Genomic DNA, 25,995 nt, shown 5'->3' with positions numbered 1-25,995 from the left:
CCCAGAGACCTCGTCTTCGTCTCGACCGCCGCGGCGTACTGGATACCCCGCTTTCGCGGGGTATGACGGCAGAGAGTTTGGCTACAGGAAGTCCCATGTCCGACAATGACGACGTCCCGTTCAACCGCGACTTTCCGCTGAAGCCCGGCATCGTCGAGGAAGTCCGCCCCGGCGTGCGGCGGGTGCTCTGTAACAATCCGAGCCCGTTCACTTTCACCGGCACGGTCAGCTACATCGTGGGCCGGGGCAACGTCGCGATCATCGATCCCGGTCCGGACGACGAGGCGCATGCGGCGGCGCTGCTTGATGCTGTCGGCGGCGAGACGGTGAGCCATATCTTCGTCACCCACACCCACCGCGACCATTCGCCGAACACCGCGCGGATCAAGCAAGCGACCGGCGCGCCTGTTTACGCCGAGGGCCCGCACCGCGCCTCGCGCCCGCGTTTCGAGAGCGAGAAGCACAACCCGGAATCCGGCGCCGACCGCGACTTCGCGCCCGATATCAGGATCGGCCATGGCGACGTCGTCGAAGGAGACGGCTGGCGGCTCGAGGCCGTGGCGACACCCGGCCATACCGCCAATCACCTCGCGTTCGCCTGGCCCGAGCGGAAGTTCAACTTCGTCGGCGATCACGTGATGGGATGGTCGACCTCGATCGTGGCGCCGCCCGACGGCTCGATGATCGACTACATGGAATCGCTGGATCGCCTCGCCGCGCGCGAGGAGGATGTGTATTTCTCCGGTCACGGTCCCGAAATTCCCGACGGTCCGCGCTTCGTGCGTTTCCTGATCCGTCACCGCAAGGCGCGCGAGGCCTCTATCCTGCACCGCCTGGCCAAGGGCGAGACCGACATCCCGACCATGGTCCGGGCGATCTATATCGGCATCGATCCGAGGCTCACCACGGCAGCGGGTTATTCCGTGCTGGCGCATCTGGAGGATCTGGTCGCCCGCGGCGTGGTGGCGACGGACGGCGATCCCGTGATTGGCGGGACCTATCGGATGGCGAACTAGTCCCTCGTCATTCCGGGGCGCGCGTTAGCGCGAACCCGGAATCACAGAATCCTACTTCTTCACCGTCTTGGCCGGCGCCTTCGGCGGCGCCACCGGCGTCTTCTTCACCGGCTTGAGTGCGTCGGCATCGGCGGCGGTGTTGAGATCGTCGATGAATTTCTTCACACGCGCGGCGTTGCTGCCGAGGTCGCTCTCGAAATAGCGCGAGGCGGAGCGGATATCGACGCGGGAATCCTCGCCGTCGGGCACGACGCGGATCGCGATGTCCTCGCGGAACCCCATGATCGGCGAGCGCGCCACCGCCTCGATGCGGCCGATGCGGCGCGGCGGCTGCGGCGCGCGCTCGTCGATGACAAGCCATTTGCGCTTGTTGACGAGCTGAAGCGCGATCGCATAGGCGCGGTCGACTGAAATCTCGAGCTCGATCGGCTCGATATCGGGATAGAATTGACGCTGCTGCTCGGCCGAATAGAGGCCGGCATACACCGCGGTATTGGCACCATCGCCGGTGCGCAGGCGGGCCAGTGCGTCGAAGCGCGGCGGGTCGATCGGGTCGGTGGTGATGTCGTGGATCGCCGGCAGCTTGCGGTATTGCAGGCCGAGATAAGCTGGATAGGCGAGGATCGCGCCGTCGATCAGGAAGGCAAGCAGGATGCGCGCCATGCCGCGCGAGCCGTTCTGCCAGATCGCAGCGAAGCCGGCGAGCCCGAACAGGATCGAGAGCGCCGCAATCCCGAGCCCGCCGAAGAAGGTCGCGAGTGCCGGCTTCATCTCCAGGAAGCCGAACCGGACGATGATGATCGAGACCACCACCGCCACCACTGCGAACACGGCCAGATTGCGCGCCCAGCTCGCGAGGCTGGACACGGGCTCCGACTGATAGGGAGCGGAAAACCTGCGGGCCATCGGGTGAGCTCTGCCGGGGTCTTAGGGACGGTGCCGGCCGATCTGGCACGACGATGGGCCGTTGAGACCACGGCCCGCGGGCAAATTCAAGCGTTCCGCAGAAGGCTGCATCGTCATGGCCGAGCTTGACCCGGCCATGACGGTGGTGGCCGCCTACGCCGCCGCGTTCGGGAAGCGGTACTCCCTAAACTGGTCGCGCAGCGCGGTCTTCAGGATCTTGCCCGTCGCCGTATGCGGGATGCCTTCGACGAAGGCAACGTCGTCGGGCATCCACCATTTGGCGATCTTGCCGTCCATGAACTTCAGGATGTCCTCGCGGCTGGCCTGCTGGCCCTGCTTCAGCTGCACGATCAGCAGCGGACGCTCGTCCCATTTGGGGTGGAACACGCCGATCACGGCGGCTTCCGCCACTGCGGGATGACCGACTGCGAGGTTTTCCAGCTCGATCGAGGAGATCCATTCGCCGCCGGACTTGATCACGTCCTTGGAACGGTCGGTGATCCGCATATAGCCGGCCTCGTCGATGGTCGCGACGTCGCCGGTGTCGAAGAAGCCGTCCTCGTCGAGGATGTCAGTGTCGACCCGGTAATAGGCCTTGGCGACGGCCGGGCCGGCGACCTTGAGGCGGCCGAAGGTCGTGCCGTCCCACGGCAGTTCCTTGCCGGCATCGTCGGTGATCTTCATCTCGACGGCGAACGGCGCGTAGCCCTGCATCTGCAGCACGTCGAGCCGTGCCTCGCCCGTCGCATTCTGGAACGGCGGCTTCAGCGCCGCGACGCTGCCGATCGGGCTCATCTCGGTCATGCCCCAGGCGTGGCGGACGTTCGAGCCCATGTCGAGGAAGGCCTTGATCATCGAGCGCGGCATCGCCGAGCCGCCGCAGATCACCATCTTCAGGTCCGGCAGTTTCAGATTGTTCGCGGTCATGTGCTGGAGCAGCATCAGCCACACCGTGGGCACGCCGGCGGTATGCGTCACCCTCTCGGTCGAGAGCAGCTCATACACCGAGGCGCCGTCGAGCTTGGCGCCGGGCATCACGAGCTTGGTGCCCTGCGAAGGCGCGGAGAAGGCGATGCCCCAGCTGTTGGCGTGGAAGAGCGGCACCACGGGAAGCATGGTCTCGGAGGCGCTGGTGCCGAGCGCATCGACATTGTTGGCCATCAGCGCGTGCAGCACGTTGGAGCGATGCGAATACAGCACGCCCTTGGGGTCGCCGGTGGTGCCTGATGTGTAGCACATCGCGGCCGCCGTGTTCTCGTCAAAGTCCTTCCATTTAAACTTGCCGTCGGCCTCCGCAATCCAGTCCTCGTAGGCGACCACGTTCTTCAGCGTCGTCTGCGGCATGTGCGCCTTGTCGGTGAGCACGACGTAGCGTTCCACGCTTGTCAGCTTGTCGGCGATCTTCTCCAGGACCGGAATGAACGTGATGTCGGTCATCACGATGCGGTCCTGCGCATGGTTGATGATCCAGGCGATCTGCTCGGGGAAAAGGCGGGGATTGACGGTATGGCAGATGGCGCCGATCCCCATGATGCCGTACCAGACCTCGAGATGGCGCCAGGTGTTCCAGGCGATCGTTGCGACACGGTCGCCGAGCTTGATGCCGTCGCGCTCCAGCATCTGCGAGACCTTGAGCGCCCGCTTGTGGATATCGGCATAGGTGGTGCGATGGATCGGTCCCTCGACCGAGCGCGTCACAACCTCCTGCTTGCCATGAATCTTGGCGGCGTGTTCGATGATCCGGTGGCAGAGCAGGGGCCAGTCTTGCATCAAACCAAGCATTCGGTCGTTCCTCCGAGAAGCCGCTGGGCGGATTGTCGCTCTCAGCGTTGGGCCAAAGAATTGTCATGAGTTTTAGCCTGCCCGCCTTTCGCCGCAAATGGTCTTGTCGCGGCTATATGTCCGTCGGCGCGGCCATGGTTACCGTCGCGCTCGGGCTCGCGGATCGGGCTGAGGCGCGCAAATATGGGTCCCCGCTGGACATCTTTGGTATTGCTGCACCACGGCCGCGCGCGACGGTTCGTTCTACCAATATCTCCGGCAGGATCCCGCTCCCAAGGCCTCGCCCCGAGGAGGCCCCCAAGGCATCGGCCAAGGCGTCGGACGAGGCTCCTCCGGAGACCGGCGGCAAGCCTTCAGCGGAAACGCCGTCTCCCGGCAAGCCTTCCGTGGACAAACCTGGCAGCACCAAGCCCGCCGAGGAGGCCCCCCCGCCCGAGAAGCAGGCCTCGGCGTGCCGTCTCGCGCTGACCGAGGAGATCGCTATCGCGCCCTCGATCCCGGATATCCGCGGCCCCGGCGCCTGCGGCGGTGAGGATCTGGTGCGGCTCGAAGCCATCGTGCTGCCGGACAAGCGCAAAGTGGCGGTCAAGCCGGCGGCGATCCTCCGCTGCACCATGGCGTCCGCGATCGCCGATTGGGTGCGCAAGGACGTGGTGCCCTTGGCCGCGAGCCTCGGCTCGACCATCAGCGATCTCGACAATTTCGACAGCTTCGAGTGCCGCGGCCGCAACCGCGTTGCCGGCGCCATGCTGTCCGAGCACGGCAAGGCCAACGCGATCGATGTCCGCGCCATCAAGCTCGCTAACGGGCAGTCGATCGGCCTGACCGACCGCACCATGTCGCGCGAGGTGCGCGAGCGCGTGCTGCATTCGGTCTGCTCGCGCTTTTCGACCGTGCTCGGCCCCGGCTCGGATTGGTACCATGAGGACCATATCCATCTCGACCTCGCGCAGCGGCGCAACGACTACCGGATCTGCCAGTGGAACGTCTGGGATCCCCTGCCGCAGGTCGCCCCGCTGCTGCCCGCGGAACGGCCCGAGGAGGCGCCGCCGCGTGAGGTCGCGGCCAAACCTGAAGCGAAGCCCGAGGCCAAGCCCGAGACGAAGCAAAGCGTTGATGACGAGGCGGCGGAGGCATCTCCCGCGCCTGCGGACAAGTCGGGGGCCGAGGGCCACAAAGCCCAGCCGCACAAGCCGGCAACAAAAAAGCGCCGGTGAAACCGGCGCTTTTGAATGTCAGAGATCAGGAGGCAATCAGTAGCTGCCCGCCTGGCCAGTTCCGCCGCCGCCGAGCGCAAGGCGCGAATTGTACGGCGAGTCGCCATGCTTCGGTTCGAGCACCACGACGATGGTGCCGACCTTGACGCGGCCATAGAGGTCGATCGCGTCCTCGTTGGTCAGGCGGATGCAGCCCGACGAGATTGAGGCGCCGATATATTCCGGCTGATTTGTGCCGTGAATGCGGAACAATGTGTCCTTGCCGCCCGAATACAGATACATCGCCCGCGAACCCATCGGATTGTCCGGACCGGGGGCGACGAAGGTGGGCACGCCCAGGCGCGAAATCTCGCCGGGGGTCGGGTGCCAGGCCGGCCATTCGGTCATGCTGCCGACCTTGGCAATGCCGGACCAGGCCATGGCTTCTTCACCGACGGTGATGCCGTAGCGGATCGCCTTGCCGCCATCCAGGACGTAGTAGAGGTAATGGTTGTCGGAATCGACCACGATCGAGCCGGGCGATTCCTTGCGGTGGTACTCGACGATGGCGCGGCGGAACGGCTCTGCGACCGGGGTGTTCTCGTACCGAACCTTGGCAAGGAGTTCCTTGTCCTTCGGCTTGAATGCCTTGGTGTCGGTCGCTTCAAAATGCGTGGCCTGCATGCAGCCCGACAGCATCAGGCCAGCGGCCAAAATACCCAGCGTAACTTTCAGCAACGACATGATTTGGTTCCAATCGACAACAACAAGCTTTCGTGGGGCTTGAGCAGGCCCAATTCCACGATTCCGTTGGCCCCATTATCGTTGAAATCTGCCACAATTCCAGCCTTACGAAGCTTCTCCCGCGCTGCAAGACCTTACCTGTGGCTTTTCTGCCGCAAGTTTTGCGGGCCCGAGTCGGTTTCTGGGCAAAACGGGCACATCTGTCGATTCCGTGCCACAGTTGGGCCACGGCGCCGCCACAAATGCAAACGCTCCGTTAATGTGCTTGTCATCATCAACTTGTCAGAATCGCGCTAAGGGCTGTCAGTCTATCGCAGGCCCCTCCTGGAGTTGTGCATGTTTTCTGTGTTTGTTCCCTCCGAGTCCTCCCTCAAGAAGGCCATCGTCGAGGATCTCGCGGCAGTACCGGAGCATGCGGTCTGGATCGACCTGGTCAACCCGACCGCGGCCGAGGACAAAGCCGTCGAGAAGCTCTCGGGGATCGCAATCCCGACCCGGGAGGACATGCAGGAGATCGAGATCTCGAGCCGCCTCTATATGGAGAACGGCGCGCGCTACATGACCGCGACGCTGATGTGCCACTCCGATACCGACATGCCCCGAACCACGGCGGTGACCTTCATTCTCGGCGACCACCGCCTGGTGACGGTGCGCTATGACCAGCCCAAGCCCTTTGCGCTGGTCGAGGCCAAGCTGGCCCGTTCCTGCACGCCGGCCATCACCGGCGAGATGGTGCTGATGGAACTGCTCGATGCCGTGATCGACCGCTGCGCCGACATCCTGGAGCGCTGCGGCGCCGAGATCGACCAGGTCTCGCATGACATCTTCGAGCCGGAGAGCGAGCGCCACGGTCATGCCAAGCAATATTCGCAAATCCTGATCTCGATCGGCCGCAAGGGCGACCTGACCTCCAAGGTTCGCGAGAGCCTGGTCTCGATCGGCCGTGTCGTCGCCTTCCTCTCGGCGGTGGTGGAGGGCGTGAAATGGTCGAAGGACATGCGCGAGCAGCTCAAGACCATGCAGCGCGACGTCGTCTCGCTGACCGATCATGCCTCCTATCTTTCTAGCAAGATCACCTTCGTGCTCGACGCCATGCTCGGCGTCGTCAATCTCGAGCAGAACAACATCATCAAGCTGTTTTCGGTCATGGCGGTTGTCCTGATGCCGCCGACGCTGATCGCCTCGATCTACGGCATGAACTTCAAGTCGATGCCGGAACTCGAATGGGCGCACGGCTATCCGTTCGCGCTGGTGCTGATGCTGATTGCGGCGATCGTTCCGTACTGGATCTTCAAGTGGAAGAAGTGGCTGTAATAGCTACCGAGACCTTACGCGGGACGCAGAGACACAGTGTCTGGTGTCGCAGAATAGAGCGGGATTGCGGCCGCACGGCGATGTGTGCTCGCCGCCCCAATTCCTCCGGTAAAATTTGAGCGGTGGGCTGAACGTTTACGCGAAACTTGTCTGCGATAAGGAGCAGGTAAGCCGCGAGGAACAGCCATGGTTGAAAAACACATAACGACGCCCCCCAACGTCATCGATCTGGCGAGCTATCGCCACGTCGTGACGAGCGGCAAGGCGTCGTCGATGTCGGCACGCATGTGCCGACACTGTGGTGCTCCGCTGCTCGACGGTGAGAACGACGACGATTGTTCGACTGCAATCAGCACGGCCGCTCCGCAGCCACGCGAGAGGTCACGTCGGATTCGACTCGATTGAGGAACGGAAGCCAAGGGCGATCCAGGTCTTGCGGCGGCGTTGTCTGGATCGCCTTGCTCCCGCCCTTCGGCAAATCAGCTAGCGCTTCACGATCTGCGCCGTCGAGACGATGGTCTCGGCCACGACCCCGTTGCCGCTGAAAGAAGCCAGGTGCTCCCGGACGTCGCGTAGCATCGCCTCGACATTGTCGCCCAGCGCATCTGGTGATGACGACGAATAGGTCAGCGTGCGCCGCGTCAGGTCCTCCACGCCAACTACGTGGCTGGTCTCGACCGTGACGAGTTCGGTGGGCTGAAAGGCGCTGCCGCGAAAGAACGCCGGCAAGTCGCGATGGGTGCGCGTGCCCCTGCCTGCCTCCTCCCAGAGCTTGGCCGGCGACCAGCGGCGGCGTACGTCGTTGTAGCCATCGAGCCACGGGTTTCTGCCGTCGGTGACCGAGAACGAGGCGCAGATCAGAATTGCGCCACCGCGCGCAACCAGCCGATCGAGCCGTGCAAGCGTCGGCTCACGATCCATCCAATGCAGCGCGCGGCCGATCGTCACGACGTCGAAGCTGATGTCGGGGCTGAGCGTCTCGACCTTGCCTTCGATCAGCGTGAGTGCGTGGCCTGCGCTCGCAGCCGCGCGTCGCGCCGCATCGAGCATGGCAGGTTCTGGGTCGACGCCCACGATGCGGCCGACATAGGGCGCAAAGCCGAGCGCCAGCAGCCCAGGTCCGGTGCCGAGGTCGATCAAGCTGCTTTGCGTGGAGAGGCCGAGCTTTTCCGCGACGCTGCGAAAGAATTCGCTCGGGTACGGCGGTCGCAAATGCTTGTAAAGTGCCGCAGTGCTAGCGAACCGACCCATGCTTCGCCTACACGTGCTGGCCGCCGTTGATGTGGATCTCGGCGCCGTTGACGTAAGAACTGGTGTCCGTACACAGCACGTAGATGATCTTGGCGACCTCGTCGGGCGTGCCGAGCCGGTGCATCGGGATCTGCTGGTCGACGATCTTCTCGGTGCCCGGCGACAGGATCGAGGTGTCGATCTCGCCCGGCGCGATCGCATTGACGCGCACGCCGACGCGGCCGAAGTCGGAGGCCATCTCGCGCGTCAGGGATGCCAGCGCGGCCTTCGAGGTGGCGTAGGCGGCGCCTGCGAAGGGATGCACGCGCGAGCCCGCGATCGAAGTGACGTTCACGACAGAGCCCTTGGCCGTCTTCAGTTCCTCGAGCAGCCCGCGCGCCATCATGATCGGCGCGAAGAAGTTGACGTTGAACACATGCGTCCAGGTGTCGAGGTCGGTGTCGATCGAGCCGAGCCTGGAGCCGCCGGCGCCCTTCGGTGAGATCGCGGCATTGTTGACCAGCGCATGCAGCATCCCGCCTTCGAGACGGTCGCGGATGTCGGAGATTGCGCGGGTGGTATCGGCGGGCGTGGCGAGGTCGACCTGGATATGGTCCTCAGGGCCTGCATCCCACGGACAATCCTCCGGGAACGGATGTCGCGAGCAGGTGATCACGCGCCAGCCGGCCGAGGAGAAACGGATCACGGTGGCATGGCCGATGCCGCGGCTCGCCCCGGTCAGGAGCAGCGTGCGGCGCGGCGCGTTGGAAGGCTGCGGCATGAAGGTCTTTCAGGTTGGAGCATGATCCGGACCCGGAGGGCCGCGTTAGCGCAAAGCGTGCAGCGGTTTTCCGAAGGGATCATGCTCGAACAAAATACTAAGGATACATCCGCGTCTTGGACCATTTCTGGCCGGCCGCGTCACGGCGAAATTCGATGCGGTCGTGCAGGCGGAATGGGCGGTCATGCCAGAATTCGATACGCGACGGCGTGATGCGCCAGCCGCTCCAGCCCGGCGGCCGCGGCACCTCGCCGATCATGTGCTTGGCGGCGACCTTGGCGATCGCCTGCTCGAAGGCGAAGCGGCTCTCCAGCTCCTGCGACTGCTTGCTCGCCCAGGCACCGATCTGCGCCTGTTTCGGGCGGGTGGCGAAATAGGCGTCGGCTTCGGCCTCGGTCACCGGCGTCACGTTGCCGCGGATGCGGACCTGCCGGCGCAGCGACTTCCAGTGAAAAAGTAACGCCGCCTTAGGATTTGCGGCGAGTTCGCGGCCCTTCTGGCTGGCGATGTGGCTGTAGAAGACGAAACCATCGGTATCGAAGCCCTTCATCAGCACCATGCGCACATCCGGCAGGCCATCGGGATCGACGGTTGCGAGCGCCATGGCGTTCGGATCGTTCGGCTCGCTCTTGATGGCTTCGTTCATCCAGGCCTCGAACAGCGCAAACGGCTCGTCGGCGGCGGTGAAATCACCGGATGTTAAGGGTGTCTGGTGTTTCATCGAGGTCGTGTCGGTCATGTCTGGGGTCCGAGTTGCGTCCTGCGGTCCAAAACGCGCTGTTGTCTGCTACCGCCCTATATAGGGTATGGGGACGCGTTGGCCTATCGGCGATCCGGCCGTCCGGCTTCGTCATGACGATCATTCTGATCGGGCTCGGCACCGGCGGTTGCAGCTTCTCCCGCAACGACAAGAGCGCCTACGCCAAGGCCGAGGACAGCGACCTCACCGGCTCGATCGCAATGCCGGCCAGGGCGGCGGCACCGACCGAGACCGATCTCGCCTTCGCCCGCAACGCCGCCTCCGACGTCCTCAGCAAGAACGACAAGGATTCCAGCCAGCATTGGGAGAATCCGGAAACCGGGGCGCGCGGTTCGGTCACTCCGATCGCGCAATCCTATGCCGCCGAGGACGGCCGCAAGTGCCGCGACTTCCTGGCGAGCTACGTCAACGGCAGCACCGAAAGCTGGCTCCAGGGCGCGGGCTGCCAAAGCAGCCGTGGCAGTTGGGAGATTCATACGCTAAAGCCGTGGCGGAGCTAGGAATCGCTTCACCAGGCTAGTTGCAAAAATACCACTCGCCCCCCACATGAGGCTCAGTTGGGGGCGGGGAGCCCTTTGAACAATTCGATTTCTTGAAGGAGACGTGACGGATGCGCGACCCCTATGAGGTCTTGGGGGTGCCGCGGAGCGCCAACGCTGCCGCGATCAAGAGCGCCTATCGCAAGCTTGCTAAGAAGCACCATCCTGACAGCAACAAGAACGACCCGAAGGCGGCCGAGCGCTTCGCTGAGCTCAATTCGGCCAACGAGATCCTCGGCGACGAGGACAAGCGCAAGCAATTCGACCGCGGCGAGATCGACGCCGACGGCAAGCCGCGCTTCCAGGGCTTTCCCGGCGGCGGCGGGCCGCGCGGTCGCGCGGGCCCCGGCGGGTTCGAGAGCTATACGTTCCGCGGTGGCGGCGCGGGCCCTGGTCCGGGCGGCGGCGCGTTCGAGGACATCCTCAACAGCATGTTCGGCGGTGGGCCGCGTCCGCGCCCCGGGGCCGGCGGCGGTGCCCAGTTCGAATTCGACACCGGCGGGATCGGGCTCGATCTCGACGTCAATGTCGCCATGACCGTCTCGCTGGAGGAGGCGGTCAAGGGCGGCGAGAAGCGAGTCCGGCTGCCGAATGGCAAGGAACTCAATGTCAAGGTTCCGTCCGGCGTGACCGAGGGCCAGCAGATCCGATTGCGGGGACAGGGCGAGAGCGCTCAGGGCCACCCGCCGGGCGATCTCCTGATCACGATCAGCATCGCGCCGCATCCGTTCTTCAAGATCGAGGGCGCCGATCTCAGGATTGACCTGCCGGTCACGCTTTATGAGGCGGTGCTTGGCGGCAAGGTCCGCGTGCCCACTCTCGGCAATGCCGTGGAGCTTTCGGTCCCGCAAAACACCTCTAGCGGCCGGACCTTCCGGCTTAAGGGCAAGGGACTGCCAAAAGCTGGCGGAACCGGGGATCTCTTCGTCACTGTCAGGATTATGCTACCGGACGGGAACGACGCCGAGCTTGAAGCATTGATGGAGAAGTGGCGGGACCAACGCCCCTACAATCCACGTAGCGGGCTTGGCTAAGCGTGATCCAGAAAGTGTGAAGGGGTTCTCCTAACGACTGAGAGCGTCGTCCATCGAGATGATGCTCATCATATGCCCGAGGCGTGGTAGCTCTTCTTGGCTCACGTGCTCGACGTGTCGGCTGTCCGGCGGGGCAGCCGATAAAAAGGTGCGGCCTCGAGAGGGGGACCAGCGCGGTACCAAAAACCCCAATCGAGGCCGCCCGCGTCGATCGGCGGATCGAACGCTGCTCATTTTCGCGTGATCATCCGGTGCGATAATGAGACGCGCCGATGTCTTCATTCCAAATTTTCAATGTCGGAATCGAGGCACCGCGCTTGCGTGGTTGTCTAGGTGCCGCTTTTCTCTGCTTGGTCGTAGACCGCCTGCGCCACTTTGGTCAGCCGATCCCGGTCGCCGCCACCGCTGACGACGTAGCCGACGCCGCGCTCCGACCAGAACAGCGCCCCGTCCTTGTCCGTTCGGGCGTAGCGCATCTGCGTTGCACCATTCTCGGTCTTGGCGGTGTAAATCGTGTACCGCTCGCCCGAGGCACCCTCATACATCAGGAACGACGCCGGCCCGTTCGGCCCCGGCAAAAGCCGGCCACCGACGAGCTTTAGTCCACTCGCCTCCAGGTTCGGTGCAAACACGGTCCAGCCGCAGCGCCGGGTCAGCCAGGCCTGGAGGTGGTCGCGCTCGTTGCCGCCGACCTCGACGGGATGGCGAACCTCGACGACATAGAGGCGGTGGGCGTCGAGTGCGTCAGTCGTAAAACTCTGGAAGGTCGAGGGCGCGTTGGCGGCGCCATGCGCCAGCCAGCCGGCGGTGCCGCCGGCGACGAAGGCCACCAGCACGGCCGCGGCGGCGCCATAGAGCCAGTGCCGCGGGCGGCGCTCCAGCCGTTCGAGCTCCAGCCGCGCCGGCACCGGCTCCTGGGCGACGGAATCGTAGCGGGCGTGCAGCATCTCGGCCATGGCGCGCCAGGACTGCACGCGCTCGCCATCCTCAGGCTGCGCGGCAAGCCAGGCTTCGACGTCGGCGCGGCGCTCGGCCGGCAACTCGCCGTCGACATAGGCGTGCAGTTCGTCCTCGGTCACTGGGATCTTGCGGTCGTTCATATCGATCGTCTCTGGCTCTGCGGCCCAAAATGTTCTTCGTGGTTCAACTGCGCCGCTTCCCATGCCATGCAGGAGAAACGACCGGCGCGATGCATCAATCCTGCCATCATTTCACCCGCCTGAGCGCCGGGCGCTCACCCTCCAGCGAGGCTTTAACGTGGGCGCGGGCGCGTGCCAGGCGCGACATCACGGTGCCGATCGGCACGCCCTGGATGTCGGCGACCTCGCGGTAGCTCATGCCCTCCAGCATCACCAGGAGCAGCACCGAGCGTTGCTCCTCGACGAGCGTCGCCAGCGCCCTCTCGATATCGCGCCCTTCGGCTTCGGTCCCGCTGGCGTCCGGGTTGTTCTCCGTCAGCTGCATGAATTGCGGGCGCCGTGCCAGCGAGCGCCGCCGGTTCTTGTTGAGGTTGGTCAGGATCGTATAGAGCCAGCTCCTGACGTCGCCCCCGAGGAACAGGCGCTCCGAACGCAGCGCCCGCACCAGCGTATCCTGCACCAGATCGTCGGCCGCATCCGCCTCGCGCGTGAGCGCGCGGGCGTAGCGGCGCAACGCCGGGATCATGGCTTCAACGCTCTGGCGAAACGCACTCATTGCGATCTTGACGTCCTGATGTCCGGCGCGAGCGCCACAACGATCATAACACCCGAGCGGAACGGCTATTCCGGCGCTTGAAACAGCGTTAACGCCGCGTATTAGGACTGTACCGCAACAGAGGGCTGGTGTACCTCCAAACCTCACCGGGAGCCCGACGGGACGTTAGCAAAATGGCGCAGAATTCAGGTCTGATGCAGGGCAAGCGGGGCGTGGTCCTCGGCGTTGCCAACAACCGCTCGATCGCCTGGGGCATTGCCAAGGCATGCCACGCGGCCGGCGCCGAGCTTGCCTTCACCTATCAGGGCGATGCGCTGAAGAAGCGCGTCGAGCCGCTTGCCGCCGAGATCGGCGGGCTCGTACTCGGCCATTGCGACGTCACCGATGCCGCGACCATCGATGCGGCGTTCGCGGTGCTGAAGGAGAAGTGGGGCAAGATCGACTTCCTGGTGCATGCGATCGCCTATGGCGAGCAGCTCGACGGCCGCTACGTCGACACCACGCAGGAGAATTTTTCGAAGTCCATGCTGATCTCCTGCTACTCGTTCACAGCCGTGGCGCAGCGCGCCGAGAAGCTGATGACCGACGGCGGCTCGCTGATCACGCTCAGCTATTACGGCGCCGAGAAGTGGATGCCGCATTACAACGTCATGGGCGTCGCGAAAGCGGCGCTCGAAGCAAGCGTGCGTTATCTCGCCGCCGATCTCGGCGAGAAGAACATCCGCGTCAACGCGATCTCCGCGGGGCCGATCAAGACGCTCGCGGCGTCCGGCATCGGCGATTTCCGCTATATCCTGAAGTGGAACGAGGCCAACGCGCCGCTGCGGCGCAACGTCTCCACGGAAGACGTCGGTGGCAGCGCGCTGTATTTCCTCTCCGACCTCTCGCGCGGCGTCACCGGCGAGGTGCATCACGTCGATTCCGGCTATCACGTGCTCGGCATGAAGCGCCCGGACGCGCCGGACATTTCGTTCGGCGGGAAGGACTAACTTTTTACCCAGCAATGCCCGTGCCCACGATCTATTATCTGCGCCACGGCGAGACCGAGTGGAATGCGCTCGGGAGGCTTCAGGGCATCAAGGACATTCCGCTGAACGCACGCGGTCGCGGTCAGGCCGTGCAGGCCGGCGGCATTCTCGCCGATCTCTTCAAGCGCGAGGGCCGCGACAAGGCCGCATTACCCTATGTGTCGAGTCCGCTTGGCCGCGCGCGAGAGACCATGGAACTGGCGCGGAGCAAGCTCGAACTGCCGATTGCGGACTATACGCTCGATGATCGCCTGCGTGAGATCGGCTACGGCACCTGGGAGGGACTGACGCTGGCCGAGAGCGAGGCCTCCGATCCCGACATCTACGCCCGGCGCCTCGCCGACAAATGGACTGTGGGCCCCGCGGGCGGGGAGACCTACGCCGATGTCCAGGTGCGCGTGCGCGCCTGGTACGACCAGCTCCGGACCGACACCGTCGCAGTCGCCCATGGTGGGACCTGCCGGGCCCTGATGGTTTCACTCGGCCTGGAGACGCCGGCGAGCGCCGCCGAACTCTATATCGAGCAGGGCGCCGTCTACGTGTTCCGGGATGGGCGGCTCGAGAAGTTCAGTTAAGCCGGCTCGCCGTCTCCGTGGGGGCTGCGGGTTTGACCACCGGCGCCCCGCGCGTTACCACACGCGGGAACCGAGCCAGCGAGCAGCGATGTCCTTCAACACCTTCGGCCACATGTTCCGCGTCACGACCTTCGGCGAGAGCCATGGGGTGGCGATCGGCTGCGTGGTCGACGGCTGCCCGCCCATGATCCCGCTCGTCGAGGCCGATATCCAGGGCGATCTCGACCGGCGGCGGCCAGGCCAGTCGCGCTTCACGACCCAGCGCCAGGAGCCGGATCAGGTCAAGATCCTCTCCGGCGTGATGGCGCATCCGGAGACCGGCGTGCAGGTGACGACGGGCACGCCGATCGGGCTCCTGATCGAGAACACCGACCAGCGCTCCAAGGACTATTCCGAGATCAAAGACAAGTTTCGCCCCGGTCATGCCGACTTCACCTATGAAGCAAAGTACGGCCTGCGCGATTATCGCGGCGGCGGCCGCTCGTCGGCGCGCGAAACGGCGACGCGCGTTGCCGCCGGCGCGATCGCGCGAAAGGTGCTGCCCGATGTGAAGGTGCGCGGCGCGTTGGTGCAGATGGGGCCGCACAAGATCGACCGCGCGAAGTGGGACTGGGACGAGATCGCGAAGAATCCATTCTTCTGTCCGGACAAGGACAAGGCCGCATTCTTCGAGACCTATCTCGACGGCATCCGCAAGAGCGGCTCCTCGATCGGCGCGGTGATCGAGGTCGTCGCCGAAGGTGTGCCGGCTGGCCTTGGCGCGCCGATCTACGCCAAGCTCGACGCCGAGCTCGCCTCCGCAATGATGAGCATCAATGCGGTGAAGGGCGTCGAGATCGGCGCCGGCTTTGCCGCGGCCGAACTCACCGGCGAAGAGAACGCCGACGAGATGCGCACCGGCAATGACGGCACGCGTTTTCTCTCCAACCACGCCGGCGGCGTGCTGGGCGGCATCTCCACAGGGCAGCCGGTGGTGGTGCGTTTCGCGGTCAAACCGACCTCGTCGATCCTGCAGCCGCGTCTCACCGTCGATCGCAACGGCGCCGACACCGAGATCATGACCAAGGGCCGCCACGATCCCTGCGTCGGCATCCGCGCCGTCCCAGTCGGCGAAGCCATGATGGCCTGCGTGCTGGCGGATCATTTCCTGCGCGACCGCGGCCAAGTCGGGCGCTAGCGCTGCGCGAGGCGCTTGTATCGCGCCACTAGCCCACCGCGCAGCTTGACGATCCCACAACTTCGTCCGCAAATGCGCGCATGGAAAGTTCCGAGCTCCAACGCATCACCAGCTGGCTGATCGACGGCGCCTGGTCGTCGAAGACCCCGGCCGAGATGACGGCGGAAGCCTGCGAACGGATGGTCGCAGCCGGTCTGCCGCTATGGCGGTTCGGCATCTTCATCCGCACGCTGCATCCCGAAATTTTCGGTCGCAACTTCATCTGGCGGGAGGGCGAGGAGGTCGAGATCGGCACGGTCGATTTCGAGATCCTGGAGACGCCGGAATTCGCCAGAAGTCCGCTGCGGGTCGTGTTCGAGCAGGGACTTGAGGTGCGCGGACGCATGGACGATCCCGGCAGCAAGCATTTCCCTTTTTTCGACGATATGCGTGCCGAAGGCGTAACCGACTACGTCGCGACGCCAATGCCGTTTCTCGACGGCTCGGTCCACGCGACGAGCTGGACCACGCGCCATCCAGGCGGATTCACCGATGAACACATCGCGGCGATTCACAGCATCATCAAACCGCTCGCGCGCATCACTGAGATCATCAGCCTGCGCCGCACCGCCGAGATGCTGCTCGACACCTATGTCGGCAATCGTGCCGGCGCGCGCATCCTTGGCGGTCAGATCCGCCGCGGCCACAACGACACCATGCAGGCTGCGATCTGGCTCTCCGATCTGCGCGGCTTCACCGCACTGTCGGACCGGCTGCCGGCCGAGACCGTGGTCGAGATCCTCAACCATTATTTCGACTGCCAGGTCGCCGCGATCCGCGGCCATGGCGGCGAGGTGCTGAAATTCATGGGCGACGGCCTGCTCGCGGTATTCCCCATCGACGAATATGTCGGCGATGCCGCGCATGTCTGCACGCGGGTGCTGGAGGCGGCGCGCGAGTCCCGCGCCAGCGTCGAGGCGCTCGCGTACCCTGTCGGCGATGTCGTCGAGCGCTTCCGCTTCGGCGTTGCGCTCCACGTCGGCAACATCCTCTACGGCAATATCGGTGGCGGCAATCGCCTCGACTTCACCTGCATCGGTCCCGCCGTGAACCTTGCCGCCAGGCTCGAGAAGATCACCGGTCGCCTGGGGCGGACCGTCGTGGCCTCGGAAATGTTCGCCAGTGTCTGCCGCCGCGACTGGCACGAGCTCGGCGAATTCCCGATCGCGGGCTTTTCAAAGGCGCAGCGCGTGTATGGGCTGACGGATGAAGCACCGGCGCTGGTCGCTGAGCGCTACTCCTCCGGCTCCGTCGTGAACAGCAGCGGATAGCCCTTGGTGCGGCCGGCATCCGTTGCGCGGGTAGCCTTGGTCTCGGCGACGTCCTTGGTGAAAACTGCGACCACGCAGGCGCCGAGCTTGTGGGCGGTGATCATCACCTTGTAGGCCTGATCCTCGGTCATCCGGAACTCGGCCTTGAGGATCATCGTGACGAATTCGCGCGGCGTGAAGTCGTCGTTGATCAGGATGACCTTATGAAGCTTCGGCCGCTCGACCTTGGTCTTCGTCCTGGTTTTCGGTTTGGCAACGGTATCGTTCATTCCGCCTCCCGGATATGGCGGGCTCGGGTTCCTGCCGGCGCGCTCAGCGCGCGGCCTTCTCACCATATTGCAGGACCTGCACCTTCTCCAAGGTGATCAGGCCGCTCGACATCATGCCATCCAGGATGGGCAGGAATGCATTGATGTTGTCCTCGCTGTCGACGATCTCGATCAGCAGCGGCAGGTCTTCCGAGAGCCGCAGGATTTTGGACGTGTGGAGGCGGCTCGACTTGCCGAAGCCCATGGGGCCGCGCAGCACGGTGGCGCCGGCCAGATGCCGCTCGCGCGCCGTCATCACGATCGCTTCATAGAGCGGCTTGCCGTCGAAATGGTCGTTCTCGCCAATGAAGATCCGGAGCGAAACTGCCTGATTGGGGATTTGCATGATTAGCTCCTTCGCAAGCGGTTGGTGCCGCTGGCTATCATATGGCCTGCCCATACCGACACCAGCCAGCAAATGACGGATGCCGCGATATAGGCGAGCGCCGTATATTTCATGCCGCCGTGGAGCAGGCGGAAAGTCTCCAGGCTGAAGGTCGAAAAGGTCGTGTAGCCGCCGCAGAACCCGGTCATGACGAACTGCCGGTGCTCGGGCCGGGCCAGCAGGCGGCCGTCGGGCCCAGTCAGCGTCGCGTAGAAGCCGATGATCAGTGAGCCCGTGGCGTTGATGAACAGCGTCGCGACCGGGAAGCCGGGGCCGGTGTCGAGCGCAAGCCCGACCAGATAGCGCGCCAGCCCGCCGACCATGCTGCCGGCGGCAATCCAGGCATAGAGCGTCGCGGTGCGCCAGCGATCGGCAAAGGAGGGGGACTTCATCTGCCTCTAGCCTGCCAGAGTGTCCGTGAGGAGGAAGCCGCAACTGACGGCCGCGAGGCAGAGCACGACCGAGACCGCGACATTCCCGAGCGCGTGCATCGCCTCGCCGTTGCGCGCCAGCGTCAGCGTTTGCAGACTGAACGAGGACACCGTGGTGTAGCAGCCAAGAAAGCCGGTGACCGCGAACAGCCATGGATCGGGCGCGGCGAAGGCCGAGCCGGGATGGGTCGCCAATGCGCCAAAAATGCCGATCAGAAAGGCGCCAGTGACGTTGATGGTCACGGTGCCCCACGGAAACGTCTCGCCCAGCCGCCGGGCGATCGCGCCGGAGATGAAATAGCGCGCGCAGCCGCCGAGCATGCTGCCGATCATGATCGCAAGCACTCCGCTCAGCACGGCGAACAGCCCCCCGTCATCGTTTCTCCTCCGTTGCCAGCCCGCCGCCGACGGCGAATAGTCCCACGAGCGCGACCAGCGCGAAGCCGAGCCCCGCCAGGAACGTGCCGGCCGGACCATAGGCATCCCACAAGGCGCCGGCGATCACGCTTGCGGCCAGCAAGGCAAGGCCGGTGAACAGGTTGAAATAGCCGAACGCGGTGCCGCGCAGGCTCGGTGGCGCCGCGTCGGCGACGAGGGCCGAGAGCAGGCCTTGCGTCAACCCCATATGCAGTCCCCACAGCACGACGCCGAGGGCGAGGCCCCCAAGGTTTGGCAGCAGCGCGAGCGCAAGATCGGCGCCGGCGAGGAAGACGAGGCCGAGCGCGAGCAGGCCGGTGCGGTTGATCCGGTCCGAGAGCACGCCGGCCGGATAGGCCGACAACGCATAGACGATGTTCATCAGCACCAGCACGGCCGGCACCCACATCGCATTGAGCCCGATGTTCTGCGCGCGCAGGATCAGGAAGGCCTCGCTGAAGCGCGCCAGCGTGAACACGACGCCAACCGCGACCACGCGCCAGTATACGGACCCGAGCTGGCGCACCGCGGCGGTATTCAGTGGATTCCTTGAGGGCTCCCGGCCAGGGTCCGGCTCCGGCTCGCTCACCGCGAACGCGATCAGTCCGAACGACAGGAAGCCCGGCAGCACGGCCACCCAGAACACCATCGTAAAATTGTCCGCCGTCCACCACATCAGGCCGATCGCCATGAGCGGCCCGACGAAGGCACCGATGGTGTCGAGCGACTGCCGCAGGCCGAAGCTCGCGCCACGCAGGCCGATGGGTGCGATATCGGCGATCAGCGCATCGCGCGGCGCGCCGCGAATGCCCTTGCCGACGCGGTCGATGAAGCGCCCGGCAACCAGCCATCCGACGCTGGGGGCAAGCGGGAATAGCGGTTTTGTCAGCGCGGCGAGTCCGTAGCCCAGCGCGGCGAGCAATTTGCGCCGGCCTAGCCAGTCGGACAACGCGCCGGAGAAGATCTTCGTGATCGAGGCGGTCGCCTCGGCAATGCCCTCGATGAAGCCGACGGTGAGCGTGGAGGCGCCGAGCACGGTGACGAGATAGACCGGCAGCAGCGCGTGGATCATCTCGGAAGAGACGTCCATCAGCATCGAGACGAAACCGAGCACCCAGATTCCCCTGGGCAGCCCCGCACGTGCAGCATTCGGTGTTGTCGTCGTCACGTCCAGGACTTCTCCTCGGCCTCTGCTTGACCTCTGCTTGACCTCTCCTTGGCCTTCGCGTCCAGGCAACAAAAAACCCGCCAGCGGCGGGTTTGTCCATGCTCCCACCGAAGGCAAAGGCTTAGAAATTGCCCCTCCTCAAGCAGGAGTCATCAGCCCATTACGGTCACAGGCCGCCGGGCGGTTGTCGGGGGACTCCATCCCCATCTGTGTCGCCAGCCTAGCATGGAAATGGCGCCGGACAAATGGGCGAGGGTGCTCAGTCTAGTGGCCCGTTCTTCCGGGGCGCATGGCGCATGACGGCATACCCGTGCCAGCGATCGCGCAGTCAGCGGCGCGAGCGCGGCAACATGGCGGCAGCTTTGCGTAATGCTTCGCAATTCCCGACCCGCAGATCCCAACGCGCAAATCCCTAACTGGAATGTGAAGCGCAAGCGATCTTCGGACTTTGCGGCAAGGCGATTGCATGTCACCATCGCGTCATACGACGGGAGGCTGCGATGCGCTTGCTGTTCTCGATCGGGGCTGTGCTGGTGACCGGCATGTTTGCCGGAGGGGACGTCGCGGGCATCGCGGCACCAGGACCCAAATTTGAGTCGCCTAAAATTCAGCCGCAACGGCAAGCAGCCGACAGGGACGCGCAGACGGTCGATGTCGAGCTGATCCTCGCTGTCGACGTCTCCTACTCCATGGACATGGACGAACTCGCAATCCAGCGTGAAGGCTATGCGCAGGCGATCCAGTCGAAGGAATTCCTGCAGGCGCTGAAGCTGGGCCCGAACGGCCGGATCGCGGTGACCTATTTCGAGTGGGCCGCCTCGACCGACCAGAAGATCATCATCCCCTGGCGCCTGATCGACGGACCGGAGACCGCCGATGCCGTCGCCGCCGAAATCCTGAAGACGCCGATCCGGCGCGCCTCGCGCACCTCGATCTCCGGCGCGATCAGTTTCGCGATGCCGCTGTTCGACGAGGATCCCTATCGAGGCTTGCGCCGTGTGATCGATATTTCCGGCGACGGTCCCAACAACAATGGCACTCCGGTCACGATTGCGCGCGACGCGGCGATCGAGAAGGGCATCGTGATCAACGGCCTCCCGATCATGGTCAAGGAGCCGTCCTATTCGACCATGGATATCGACAATCTCGACTTCTACTATGAAGATTGTGTCATCGGCGGCCCCGGTTCCTTTGTCATCACGATCAAGGATCGCGAGAAGTTCAAGGAAGCCATCCGCACCAAGCTCTTGATGGAGGTTGCAGGCCGTATGCCGGAGCGCCCGGTGATGCGCGTTGCGGAGAAGGACAGGGAGCCGCGTGTGAACTGCATGATCGGCGAGAAGATCTGGTCAGACCGCTGGGGTCGCTGAGCGCGGCCCCCGGACGAGACCTTTTGCCCTATTTGCCCGCGATGGAATTTTAACCATGCGTTAACTGTTGCGTGGCCCTAATCGGCTGCTTCCAATTGTTTCCGGATACTGTTCTGACGTTCCTGTCGGGGCGCGAACCAAGCGGGCCTGTCAGACAAATCCGCCGAGCAATCCAATGGCCATCGTCTCATCGAGCACCAGCCAGATTTCGCCCGCCAACGAGCGGGTGTATCACCAGAGCGCCCTGCTCGGTGACTGGAAGGGCAATTGGGCGGGCAACAACCAGCCCGTCGGCTTCAAGGTCGTGAACATCCGCGGTGCCCGGGCGCAGGTCGAGTACACCCATAACGGGCACACCGAGCGCGGCTTTGGCGAGGTCGCCGGTTCGCTTCTCACCTTCGGTAACATCACGGTCGGCACCAAAGACGGCAAGAGTTTGGTGCTGTTATCCTCCGCGGGCGCTGGCAAGCAGACCGCGACGCTGGACAAGCAGGCGCCGCCGGCCTCGGACAGCCGTCTGATGGGAAGCTGGGGTGGCTATTCAAGTGACAATGGCAAGAGCGCGAGCTTCAGGGTGCTCGGCGTCAACGGCAACGAAGCGCAGGTCAGCGTCACCACCGATGGCGTCACCCGTCAGGGCACCGGCACCGTCTACAAGAACGTCATCATGTTCGGGCAGGCGCAGATTGCGACCGACGACGGGCAGAACGGCAAGATCATCTACCAGGTCGGCAACAAGTCATTCATGGTGCCCGTGACGAAATATCCGCCGGCGGATACGTCGTCCACGGTGGACAGGACGGCATAGCAGATCACGGCTGCTGCTCGCTGGACCGCGTCAGCGCCTTCAAGTGCCGGTCGATCTGACGCAAGACGTCGCACGCGGGCGCCAAAGCGCCATTACCGATCATTTGCGGCGGCCAGCTTACGTTGCCGCGCGAGCGAGGCAAGGATGTCGGCGCGTGGCTGCAGCATCGGCATGGCCATATACCGCAGCCACGCGCCGGAATGGGCAAAGATCAGATCCGCGCCTCCAGAATCAGATTGAAGGGCGTTTCAGCTGCGCGGCGGAAGCGCGTCAGTCCGCCCTCTCGCGCGACCTTGCGCAGCCTTGCCTCGCCGGCTTGCGCGCCCAGTGCGAGGCCCACCTCCTGGTCGAGCGAGGCCGGCGTGCAGATCATGGTCGACGCCGCATAATAGACCCGCCCGACCGGGTTGAGATTGTCCTCGAGGCGGTCGCCTGCGAACGGCTCGACCAGCATGCAGGTGCCGTCCTTTGCCATGGTCTCGCGCACGTGGCCGATGGCGCCGACGGGATCGCCCATGTCATGCAGGCAATCGAAGAAGCAGACGAGATCATAGCCCTCGGCCGGATAGGTCTTGGCGGAATGAACAGCGAAGCTGACCCGGTCGCCCAATCTGGCTTCGGTGGCCGCCTTTCGCGCGGCCTCGATCGAACCCTCGTGATAGTCGAAGCCGTAGAAGCGGGAGTTCGGGAAGGCTTCCGCCATCAGCCGTGTCGAGACGCCGTGCCCGCAGCCGACATCGGCGACCTTGGCGCCGCGCTTCAGCTTGTCCACGACGCCGTCGAGCGCGGGCAGCCATTCCTGCACCAGATGATGCATGTACCCGGTCCGGAAGAAGCGGGCGGTGCCGCAGAACAGGCACTCGCTGCGCCGGTTCCAACCGACGCCCTTGCCGGATTTGAATGCGTCCGAGACCTTCGGCTCGTCGAGAAACGCCGAGGCAATGACATTGCCGAACGCGCCGAGGAACACCGGACTGTCCTCATCGGCAAGCGCCATCGCCTGCTCCGGCAGCATCGAGAATTTTGCCGAAGCGGAATCGTATTCGATGTAGCCGGATGCCGCCTGGCTCGCGAGCCATTCGCGGACGTAGCGCTCCGCCGTCCCGGTGGCGCTTGCGAGCTCGGACGAGTTCATCGGTCCCTTGGCGGCAAGGGTACGGTAGAGACCGAGCTTGTCCCCGAGCAGGACCAGCGACGCATTCATCGCTGCCCCGAATTCGGTGACCATCTTGCCCATAAAGGCATTCAACCTGTCGGAATTGACCTCCATGACAGCCTCCGTGCTGACGCGCCCCCTTAGGTGGGTCAATCCGGCATGCGGGAAGTTCAAATCGGCAGGAAAACGTGATGCCGGAACTCAAGGGAAGACTGGTGCCGCTATGCTGGCATTCATGCTGTCTGGTGGGTATAATTCGCAAGCTTTTCGACGGTTATTTGGATGTCCAGGCTTACACGCTCTTGCGGTCTCGCGGTTTTTCTTGCCCTGCTCTGCCTCGGCGAAGCGCCGGCTCATGCGCAAGGCGCACCCCTGCAATATTGGATCCCCGGCGGACCTTTCGGCTTCGGCGGCGTTGCCGGCCAGAGCGCCGACAGCTACGGCAATTTCCCGAGCTTCAATGGCGCCGACGCAAGCGGCCGCAGCAATTTTGCGAACGGCTTCTTTGTCGGCAGCCAGCATGGCAATCTCAATTGGAGCGGCCTCAGCCCGGCCGGACTGAGCGGCAATTTCAGCGCGCTCTCCTACGACAGCACGCAATTCGGCTACAACACCAAGACCGCGGGCGGCATGCCCGTCACGTTCTTTGCCGGTTTCGACACCCTGAAATACGGCAACGGCATCGGCAGCTCGCTTGCGCCGCTCACCTCCAGCGCCTCGCCCGGCTACGGCGCATTTGCGGGTGTCGAGTTCAAGCCGACCTCCAACCTCAGCCTGTCGTTCGGCGCCGGCTTCACCCAGCAGGACTCGGGCCGCATGGATAGCGATCTCAGATCGAACATGCTGCCCGGCGAGTCGCCGGCGTTGAGTGGCCTTCGGCGCTAACTAGCGCGTGAACTTCGCAACCAGCTCGACATGCGGCGTGTGGCGGAACTGATCCACCGGCACGACTACGTCAATCTTGTAGCCGCCATCGATCAGCAGCCGCGCATCGCGAGCAAAGGTCGCGACATTGCAGGAGACCGCGACCACCACCGGCACCTTGCTCGCGGCGAGCTTCAAGGCCTGCGCCTGTGCGCCCTGGCGCGGCGGGTCGAACACGACAGCGTCAAAATCGCGCAGCTCCGGCGCCACCAGGGGACGGCGGAACAGGTCGCGCGGCTCGGCCTTGATCGGCTTGAGGCCCGGCGTGCGTGCTGCTTTTTCGAGCGCTGCAATGGCGCCGACGTCGTTGTCATGGGCGCTGATGCGGGTCTTCTCGGCGAGCCGCAACGCAAACGGCCCGACGCCGCAGAAGAGATCGAGAACGTTCTTGGCCTTGCCGACGCGCTCCGCGACCAGCGACGCAAGCGTCTCTTCGCCGGCGACGGTGGCCTGCAGGAACGAGCCCGGCGGCAGCGTCACCTCGGCGCGGCCCATCTGCAGGGTCGGTGGCAGGCGTTGCAGCACCAGTTCGCCGTGCCGTGTCAGCCGTGCCAGGCGATGCTGCTCGGCGACGCGCGACAGCGCCGTCACGAGCGGCGTTGGCAGCGGGCCGGAGCCGCGCACGTCCACGTCGAGACCGTTGGCGGTCGCGGTCACCTGGATGTCCAGCGGCTTCGTCACTGACATTTTGGACGTCAGCAGTTCGGCGAGCGCCCAACCGGCATCGAGCGCGCCCTCGAGCCCGGGATCGAGGATCGGGCAGCGATCGATCGGGATGACGTCGTGCGAGCTCGCAGCCGAGAAGCCGACCTTGAGGATGTCATGGGTGCCGAACCGGCCGTGCAGCGTCATGCGCCTGCGTCCCGCACCGTGGGCATCGACCAGCGGCGCTACCTCACAGTCGATGCCGGCCTGGGCCAGGGTCTCGACCACGATGCCGCGCTTCCAGGCGTGATACGGTTCGGTCGCCCAGTGCTGGATCGCGCAGCCGCCACAGACGCCGAAATGCGGACAGAACGGCGCGACGCGCTCGGGGTTGGCGACATCCACCGCCAGCAGCTTGCGGCGATCAGGATGGTTGCCGACGACGTGATCGACCTCGACGGTCTCGCCGCCGAGCGTATAGGGCACATAGATGGCTTCACCAGCGTCGAGCGAGACGCCGTCGCCGCGATGGCCGACGTGATCGATCGTCACGCGCTCAACCACGGCGCGCGCCCAGGAAGAATTCGATGTTGCCGTCGCCGCCGGTGATCGCCGACGGGAACACCTCGATATCGGTGCAGCCGAGCGAGGCCGCAAAGGCTGCGATGTCGTCGCAGATCTCGCGGTGCACGGCGGCGTCGCGGACGATGCCCTTCTTGTTGTGCTTCCGCTCCGCCTCGAATTGCGGCTTGATCAGCGCCAGCAGGCTCATCGGCGCGGCCGCCAGCGACAGCGCCACGGGCAGCACCGTCTTGAGCGAGATGAAGCTGACGTCGATCACGACGACATCGGGCCGCGCCGGCAGGCGCTTGCCGTCATAGGCGCGGATGTCGGTCTCTTCCATCGACACGATTTTGGAGTGACCGCGCAGCGAGGGATGCAGCTGACTAGAGCCGACGTCGACGGCAAAGACGAGACTCGCGCCGTTCGCCAGCAGCACCTCGGTAAATCCGCCGGTGGACGCGCCGACGTCGAGGCAGACATGGTCCTCGATCTCGATCGGGTAGCGCTCCAGCGCGCCGGCGAGCTTGACGCCGCCGCGGGAGACGTAGGGGTGCGCGGGCTCGGCCTGGATCACGGCGTCCTCGGCGATGGTCTCCGACGGCTTTGCGACCTGCTTGTCGTCGGCGGTGACGAGGCCGGCCTCGATCGCCGCGCGCGCCCGCGCCCGGCTCTCGAACAGGCCGCGCTCGACCAGCAGAACATCCGCGCGCTTGCGGGCAGGGGACATCATCT

28 protein-coding genes and 1 riboswitch are annotated in these 25,995 nt (G+C 64.7%); of the genes, 12 read left to right on the top strand and 16 right to left on the bottom strand.

Annotated elements, in window-relative coordinates:
- The first annotated feature begins 95 nt into the window (after positions 1-95).
- A complete protein-coding gene (locus AC0L3K_RS15745) occupies positions 96-1,016 on the top strand; it encodes an MBL fold metallo-hydrolase (protein ID WP_473254327.1) in 921 nt (306 codons plus the stop codon).
- Positions 1,017-1,067: 51 nt separating this feature from the next.
- On the opposite strand, the gene AC0L3K_RS15740 is transcribed toward AC0L3K_RS15745, so the two are convergent.
- A complete protein-coding gene (locus AC0L3K_RS15740) occupies positions 1,068-1,922 on the bottom strand; it encodes a DUF1499 domain-containing protein (protein ID WP_007594716.1) in 855 nt (284 codons plus the stop codon).
- Positions 1,923-2,075: 153 nt separating this feature from the next.
- Positions 2,076-3,704, bottom strand: coding sequence for a fatty-acid--CoA ligase (locus AC0L3K_RS15735; RefSeq protein ID WP_007594714.1), 1,629 nt, complete (start codon positions 3,702-3,704; stop codon positions 2,076-2,078).
- Between the two features lie 65 nt (positions 3,705-3,769).
- Between AC0L3K_RS15735 and AC0L3K_RS15730 the strand changes: the two genes are divergently transcribed.
- On the top strand, positions 3,770-4,921 hold the full coding sequence (locus tag AC0L3K_RS15730) for an extensin family protein (protein WP_473254325.1): 1,152 nt from the start codon (positions 3,770-3,772) through the stop codon (positions 4,919-4,921).
- Between the two features lie 36 nt (positions 4,922-4,957).
- On the opposite strand, the gene AC0L3K_RS15725 is transcribed toward AC0L3K_RS15730, so the two are convergent.
- Positions 4,958-5,644, bottom strand: coding sequence for a L,D-transpeptidase (locus AC0L3K_RS15725; protein WP_007594711.1), 687 nt, complete (start codon positions 5,642-5,644; stop codon positions 4,958-4,960).
- Between the two features lie 336 nt (positions 5,645-5,980).
- Between AC0L3K_RS15725 and AC0L3K_RS15720 the strand changes: the two genes are divergently transcribed.
- On the top strand, positions 5,981-6,958 hold the full coding sequence (locus AC0L3K_RS15720; RefSeq protein ID WP_007594709.1) for a magnesium transporter CorA family protein: 978 nt from the start codon (positions 5,981-5,983) through the stop codon (positions 6,956-6,958).
- Between the two features lie 483 nt (positions 6,959-7,441).
- Here the strand turns inward: AC0L3K_RS15720 and AC0L3K_RS15715 are convergent, their stop codons facing one another.
- The 3 genes from AC0L3K_RS15715 to pdxH form a co-directional block, all read right to left on the bottom strand.
- Positions 7,442-8,209 (bottom strand): class I SAM-dependent methyltransferase, encoded by a 768-nt coding sequence (locus AC0L3K_RS15715; protein WP_473366313.1) that lies wholly within the window; start codon positions 8,207-8,209, stop codon positions 7,442-7,444.
- 7 nt (positions 8,210-8,216) lie between these two features.
- Positions 8,217-8,969 carry an SDR family NAD(P)-dependent oxidoreductase gene (locus tag AC0L3K_RS15710; RefSeq protein ID WP_007594703.1) on the bottom strand — a complete coding sequence of 251 codons (753 nt, stop codon included), beginning with the start codon at positions 8,967-8,969 and terminating at the stop codon, positions 8,217-8,219.
- Positions 8,970-9,066: 97 nt separating this feature from the next.
- Positions 9,067-9,708 (bottom strand): pyridoxamine 5'-phosphate oxidase, encoded by a 642-nt coding sequence (pdxH, locus tag AC0L3K_RS15705; protein ID WP_007594697.1) that lies wholly within the window; start codon positions 9,706-9,708, stop codon positions 9,067-9,069.
- 113 nt (positions 9,709-9,821) lie between these two features.
- Between pdxH and AC0L3K_RS15700 the strand changes: the two genes are divergently transcribed.
- Positions 9,822-10,229 (top strand): RT0821/Lpp0805 family surface protein, encoded by a 408-nt coding sequence (locus tag AC0L3K_RS15700; RefSeq protein ID WP_007594695.1) that lies wholly within the window; start codon positions 9,822-9,824, stop codon positions 10,227-10,229.
- A 110-nt stretch (positions 10,230-10,339) separates the two neighbouring features.
- Positions 10,340-11,302, top strand: a complete 963-nt coding sequence (locus AC0L3K_RS15695; protein WP_473366312.1) for a DnaJ C-terminal domain-containing protein — start codon at positions 10,340-10,342, stop codon at positions 11,300-11,302.
- A gap of 329 nt (positions 11,303-11,631) precedes the next feature.
- On the opposite strand, the gene AC0L3K_RS15690 is transcribed toward AC0L3K_RS15695, so the two are convergent.
- Both AC0L3K_RS15690 and AC0L3K_RS15685 read right to left on the bottom strand, forming a co-directional pair.
- Entirely contained in the window at positions 11,632-12,402 is a 771-nt protein-coding gene (locus tag AC0L3K_RS15690) for an anti-sigma factor family protein (protein ID WP_007594681.1), read from the bottom strand.
- A 106-nt stretch (positions 12,403-12,508) separates the two neighbouring features.
- A complete protein-coding gene (locus tag AC0L3K_RS15685) occupies positions 12,509-12,997 on the bottom strand; it encodes a sigma-70 family RNA polymerase sigma factor (RefSeq protein WP_007594679.1) in 489 nt (162 codons plus the stop codon).
- 173 nt (positions 12,998-13,170) lie between these two features.
- Between AC0L3K_RS15685 and fabI the strand changes: the two genes are divergently transcribed.
- The 4 genes from fabI to AC0L3K_RS15665 all read left to right on the top strand — a co-directional run bounded on the left by fabI (position 13,171) and on the right by AC0L3K_RS15665 (position 17,087).
- Positions 13,171-13,986, top strand: a complete 816-nt coding sequence (fabI, locus tag AC0L3K_RS15680) for an enoyl-ACP reductase FabI (RefSeq protein WP_007594677.1) — start codon at positions 13,171-13,173, stop codon at positions 13,984-13,986.
- A 14-nt stretch (positions 13,987-14,000) separates the two neighbouring features.
- Positions 14,001-14,600: a histidine phosphatase family protein gene (locus tag AC0L3K_RS15675; protein ID WP_473366311.1), complete on the top strand. Its 600-nt coding sequence runs from the start codon at positions 14,001-14,003 to the stop codon at positions 14,598-14,600.
- Between the two features lie 88 nt (positions 14,601-14,688).
- Positions 14,689-15,777, top strand: a complete 1,089-nt coding sequence (gene aroC, locus AC0L3K_RS15670; protein ID WP_473366310.1) for a chorismate synthase — start codon at positions 14,689-14,691, stop codon at positions 15,775-15,777.
- 80 nt (positions 15,778-15,857) lie between these two features.
- Positions 15,858-17,087, top strand: coding sequence for an adenylate/guanylate cyclase domain-containing protein (locus AC0L3K_RS15665; RefSeq protein WP_473366309.1), 1,230 nt, complete (start codon positions 15,858-15,860; stop codon positions 17,085-17,087).
- Here the strand turns inward: AC0L3K_RS15665 and clpS are convergent.
- From clpS to AC0L3K_RS15640, 5 genes are read right to left on the bottom strand one after another with little or no spacing between them, the layout of a single operon-like run.
- Complete coding sequence (gene clpS, locus AC0L3K_RS15660) at positions 17,051-17,356, bottom strand: ATP-dependent Clp protease adapter ClpS (RefSeq protein WP_007594672.1); 306 nt, start codon at positions 17,354-17,356, stop codon at positions 17,051-17,053. The genes AC0L3K_RS15665 and clpS overlap by 37 nt on opposite strands.
- 43 nt (positions 17,357-17,399) lie before the next feature.
- Positions 17,400-17,741: a DUF190 domain-containing protein gene (locus AC0L3K_RS15655; RefSeq protein ID WP_007594670.1), complete on the bottom strand. Its 342-nt coding sequence runs from the start codon at positions 17,739-17,741 to the stop codon at positions 17,400-17,402.
- A 2-nt stretch (positions 17,742-17,743) separates the two neighbouring features.
- On the bottom strand, positions 17,744-18,172 hold the full coding sequence (crcB, locus tag AC0L3K_RS15650; protein WP_219678574.1) for a fluoride efflux transporter CrcB: 429 nt from the start codon (positions 18,170-18,172) through the stop codon (positions 17,744-17,746).
- A 6-nt stretch (positions 18,173-18,178) separates the two neighbouring features.
- A complete protein-coding gene (gene crcB, locus AC0L3K_RS15645; RefSeq protein ID WP_198288302.1) occupies positions 18,179-18,577 on the bottom strand; it encodes a fluoride efflux transporter CrcB in 399 nt (132 codons plus the stop codon).
- Positions 18,578-18,584: 7 nt separating this feature from the next.
- Positions 18,585-19,796 carry an MFS transporter gene (locus tag AC0L3K_RS15640; protein ID WP_473366308.1) on the bottom strand — a complete coding sequence of 404 codons (1,212 nt, stop codon included), beginning with the start codon at positions 19,794-19,796 and terminating at the stop codon, positions 18,585-18,587.
- A 136-nt stretch (positions 19,797-19,932) separates the two neighbouring features.
- A riboswitch (Fluoride riboswitch) is annotated at positions 19,933-20,010 on the bottom strand.
- A 286-nt stretch (positions 20,011-20,296) separates the two neighbouring features.
- Between AC0L3K_RS15640 and AC0L3K_RS15635 the strand changes: the two genes are divergently transcribed.
- A complete protein-coding gene (locus tag AC0L3K_RS15635; RefSeq protein WP_007594662.1) occupies positions 20,297-21,166 on the top strand; it encodes a DUF1194 domain-containing protein in 870 nt (289 codons plus the stop codon).
- 175 nt (positions 21,167-21,341) lie between these two features.
- A complete protein-coding gene (locus tag AC0L3K_RS15630; protein WP_007594660.1) occupies positions 21,342-21,974 on the top strand; it encodes a hypothetical protein in 633 nt (210 codons plus the stop codon).
- A gap of 211 nt (positions 21,975-22,185) precedes the next feature.
- On the opposite strand, the gene AC0L3K_RS15625 is transcribed toward AC0L3K_RS15630, so the two are convergent.
- The gene (locus AC0L3K_RS15625) at positions 22,186-23,244 is read right to left on the bottom strand and encodes a class I SAM-dependent methyltransferase (protein WP_027516562.1); all 1,059 of its coding nucleotides are present in this window, start codon (positions 23,242-23,244) and stop codon (positions 22,186-22,188) included.
- A 168-nt stretch (positions 23,245-23,412) separates the two neighbouring features.
- On the opposite strand from AC0L3K_RS15625, the gene AC0L3K_RS15620 reads away from it, so the two are divergent.
- Positions 23,413-24,015: a hypothetical protein gene (locus AC0L3K_RS15620; RefSeq protein ID WP_007594657.1), complete on the top strand. Its 603-nt coding sequence runs from the start codon at positions 23,413-23,415 to the stop codon at positions 24,013-24,015.
- Here AC0L3K_RS15620 and AC0L3K_RS15615 read toward each other — a convergent pair whose 3' ends face one another.
- Together AC0L3K_RS15615 and AC0L3K_RS15610 are read right to left on the bottom strand one after the other, a co-directional pair.
- Positions 24,016-25,263: a class I SAM-dependent RNA methyltransferase gene (locus tag AC0L3K_RS15615; protein ID WP_473366307.1), complete on the bottom strand. Its 1,248-nt coding sequence runs from the start codon at positions 25,261-25,263 to the stop codon at positions 24,016-24,018. It abuts the gene before it with no gap.
- Positions 25,256-25,990, bottom strand: coding sequence for a TlyA family RNA methyltransferase (locus AC0L3K_RS15610; RefSeq protein ID WP_473366352.1), 735 nt, complete (start codon positions 25,988-25,990; stop codon positions 25,256-25,258). The genes AC0L3K_RS15615 and AC0L3K_RS15610 overlap by 8 nt, the downstream gene beginning before the upstream one ends.
- Positions 25,991-25,995: the final 5 nt, after the last annotated feature.

Source organism: Bradyrhizobium sp. MI1.10, from assembly GCF_055811035.1.
This window is presented reverse-complemented; position numbering and strand designations above follow the sequence as displayed.

Excerpts from the sequence above, each read along its gene's own strand:
- AC0L3K_RS15735 (WP_007594714.1), bottom strand. The coding sequence starts at position 3,704 with ATGCTTGGTTTGATGCAAGACTGGCCCCTGCTCTGCCACCGGATCATC.
- AC0L3K_RS15655 (WP_007594670.1), bottom strand. The coding sequence starts at position 17,741 with ATGCAAATCCCCAATCAGGCAGTTTCGCTCCGGATCTTCATTGGCGAG.
- AC0L3K_RS15685 (WP_007594679.1), bottom strand. The coding sequence starts at position 12,997 with ATGAGTGCGTTTCGCCAGAGCGTTGAAGCCATGATCCCGGCGTTGCGC.
- AC0L3K_RS15745 (WP_473254327.1), top strand. The coding sequence starts at position 96 with ATGTCCGACAATGACGACGTCCCGTTCAACCGCGACTTTCCGCTGAAG.
- AC0L3K_RS15720 (WP_007594709.1), top strand. The coding sequence starts at position 5,981 with ATGTTTTCTGTGTTTGTTCCCTCCGAGTCCTCCCTCAAGAAGGCCATC.
- pdxH (WP_007594697.1), bottom strand. The coding sequence starts at position 9,708 with ATGACCGACACGACCTCGATGAAACACCAGACACCCTTAACATCCGGT.
- crcB (WP_219678574.1), bottom strand. The coding sequence starts at position 18,172 with ATGAAGTCCCCCTCCTTTGCCGATCGCTGGCGCACCGCGACGCTCTAT.
- clpS (WP_007594672.1), bottom strand. The coding sequence starts at position 17,356 with ATGAACGATACCGTTGCCAAACCGAAAACCAGGACGAAGACCAAGGTC.
- AC0L3K_RS15625 (WP_027516562.1), bottom strand. The coding sequence starts at position 23,244 with ATGGAGGTCAATTCCGACAGGTTGAATGCCTTTATGGGCAAGATGGTC.
- AC0L3K_RS15730 (WP_473254325.1), top strand. The coding sequence starts at position 3,770 with ATGAGTTTTAGCCTGCCCGCCTTTCGCCGCAAATGGTCTTGTCGCGGC.
- aroC (WP_473366310.1), top strand. The coding sequence starts at position 14,689 with ATGTCCTTCAACACCTTCGGCCACATGTTCCGCGTCACGACCTTCGGC.
- AC0L3K_RS15675 (WP_473366311.1), top strand. The coding sequence starts at position 14,001 with ATGCCCGTGCCCACGATCTATTATCTGCGCCACGGCGAGACCGAGTGG.
- AC0L3K_RS15725 (WP_007594711.1), bottom strand. The coding sequence starts at position 5,644 with ATGTCGTTGCTGAAAGTTACGCTGGGTATTTTGGCCGCTGGCCTGATG.
- AC0L3K_RS15695 (WP_473366312.1), top strand. The coding sequence starts at position 10,340 with ATGCGCGACCCCTATGAGGTCTTGGGGGTGCCGCGGAGCGCCAACGCT.
- AC0L3K_RS15610 (WP_473366352.1), bottom strand. The coding sequence starts at position 25,990 with ATGTCCCCTGCCCGCAAGCGCGCGGATGTTCTGCTGGTCGAGCGCGGC.
- AC0L3K_RS15620 (WP_007594657.1), top strand. The coding sequence starts at position 23,413 with ATGTCCAGGCTTACACGCTCTTGCGGTCTCGCGGTTTTTCTTGCCCTG.
- AC0L3K_RS15740 (WP_007594716.1), bottom strand. The coding sequence starts at position 1,922 with ATGGCCCGCAGGTTTTCCGCTCCCTATCAGTCGGAGCCCGTGTCCAGC.
- AC0L3K_RS15690 (WP_007594681.1), bottom strand. The coding sequence starts at position 12,402 with ATGAACGACCGCAAGATCCCAGTGACCGAGGACGAACTGCACGCCTAT.
- AC0L3K_RS15710 (WP_007594703.1), bottom strand. The coding sequence starts at position 8,969 with ATGCCGCAGCCTTCCAACGCGCCGCGCCGCACGCTGCTCCTGACCGGG.
- AC0L3K_RS15700 (WP_007594695.1), top strand. The coding sequence starts at position 9,822 with ATGACGATCATTCTGATCGGGCTCGGCACCGGCGGTTGCAGCTTCTCC.
- AC0L3K_RS15665 (WP_473366309.1), top strand. The coding sequence starts at position 15,858 with ATGGAAAGTTCCGAGCTCCAACGCATCACCAGCTGGCTGATCGACGGC.
- fabI (WP_007594677.1), top strand. The coding sequence starts at position 13,171 with ATGGCGCAGAATTCAGGTCTGATGCAGGGCAAGCGGGGCGTGGTCCTC.
- AC0L3K_RS15635 (WP_007594662.1), top strand. The coding sequence starts at position 20,297 with ATGCGCTTGCTGTTCTCGATCGGGGCTGTGCTGGTGACCGGCATGTTT.
- AC0L3K_RS15715 (WP_473366313.1), bottom strand. The coding sequence starts at position 8,209 with ATGGGTCGGTTCGCTAGCACTGCGGCACTTTACAAGCATTTGCGACCG.
- AC0L3K_RS15630 (WP_007594660.1), top strand. The coding sequence starts at position 21,342 with ATGGCCATCGTCTCATCGAGCACCAGCCAGATTTCGCCCGCCAACGAG.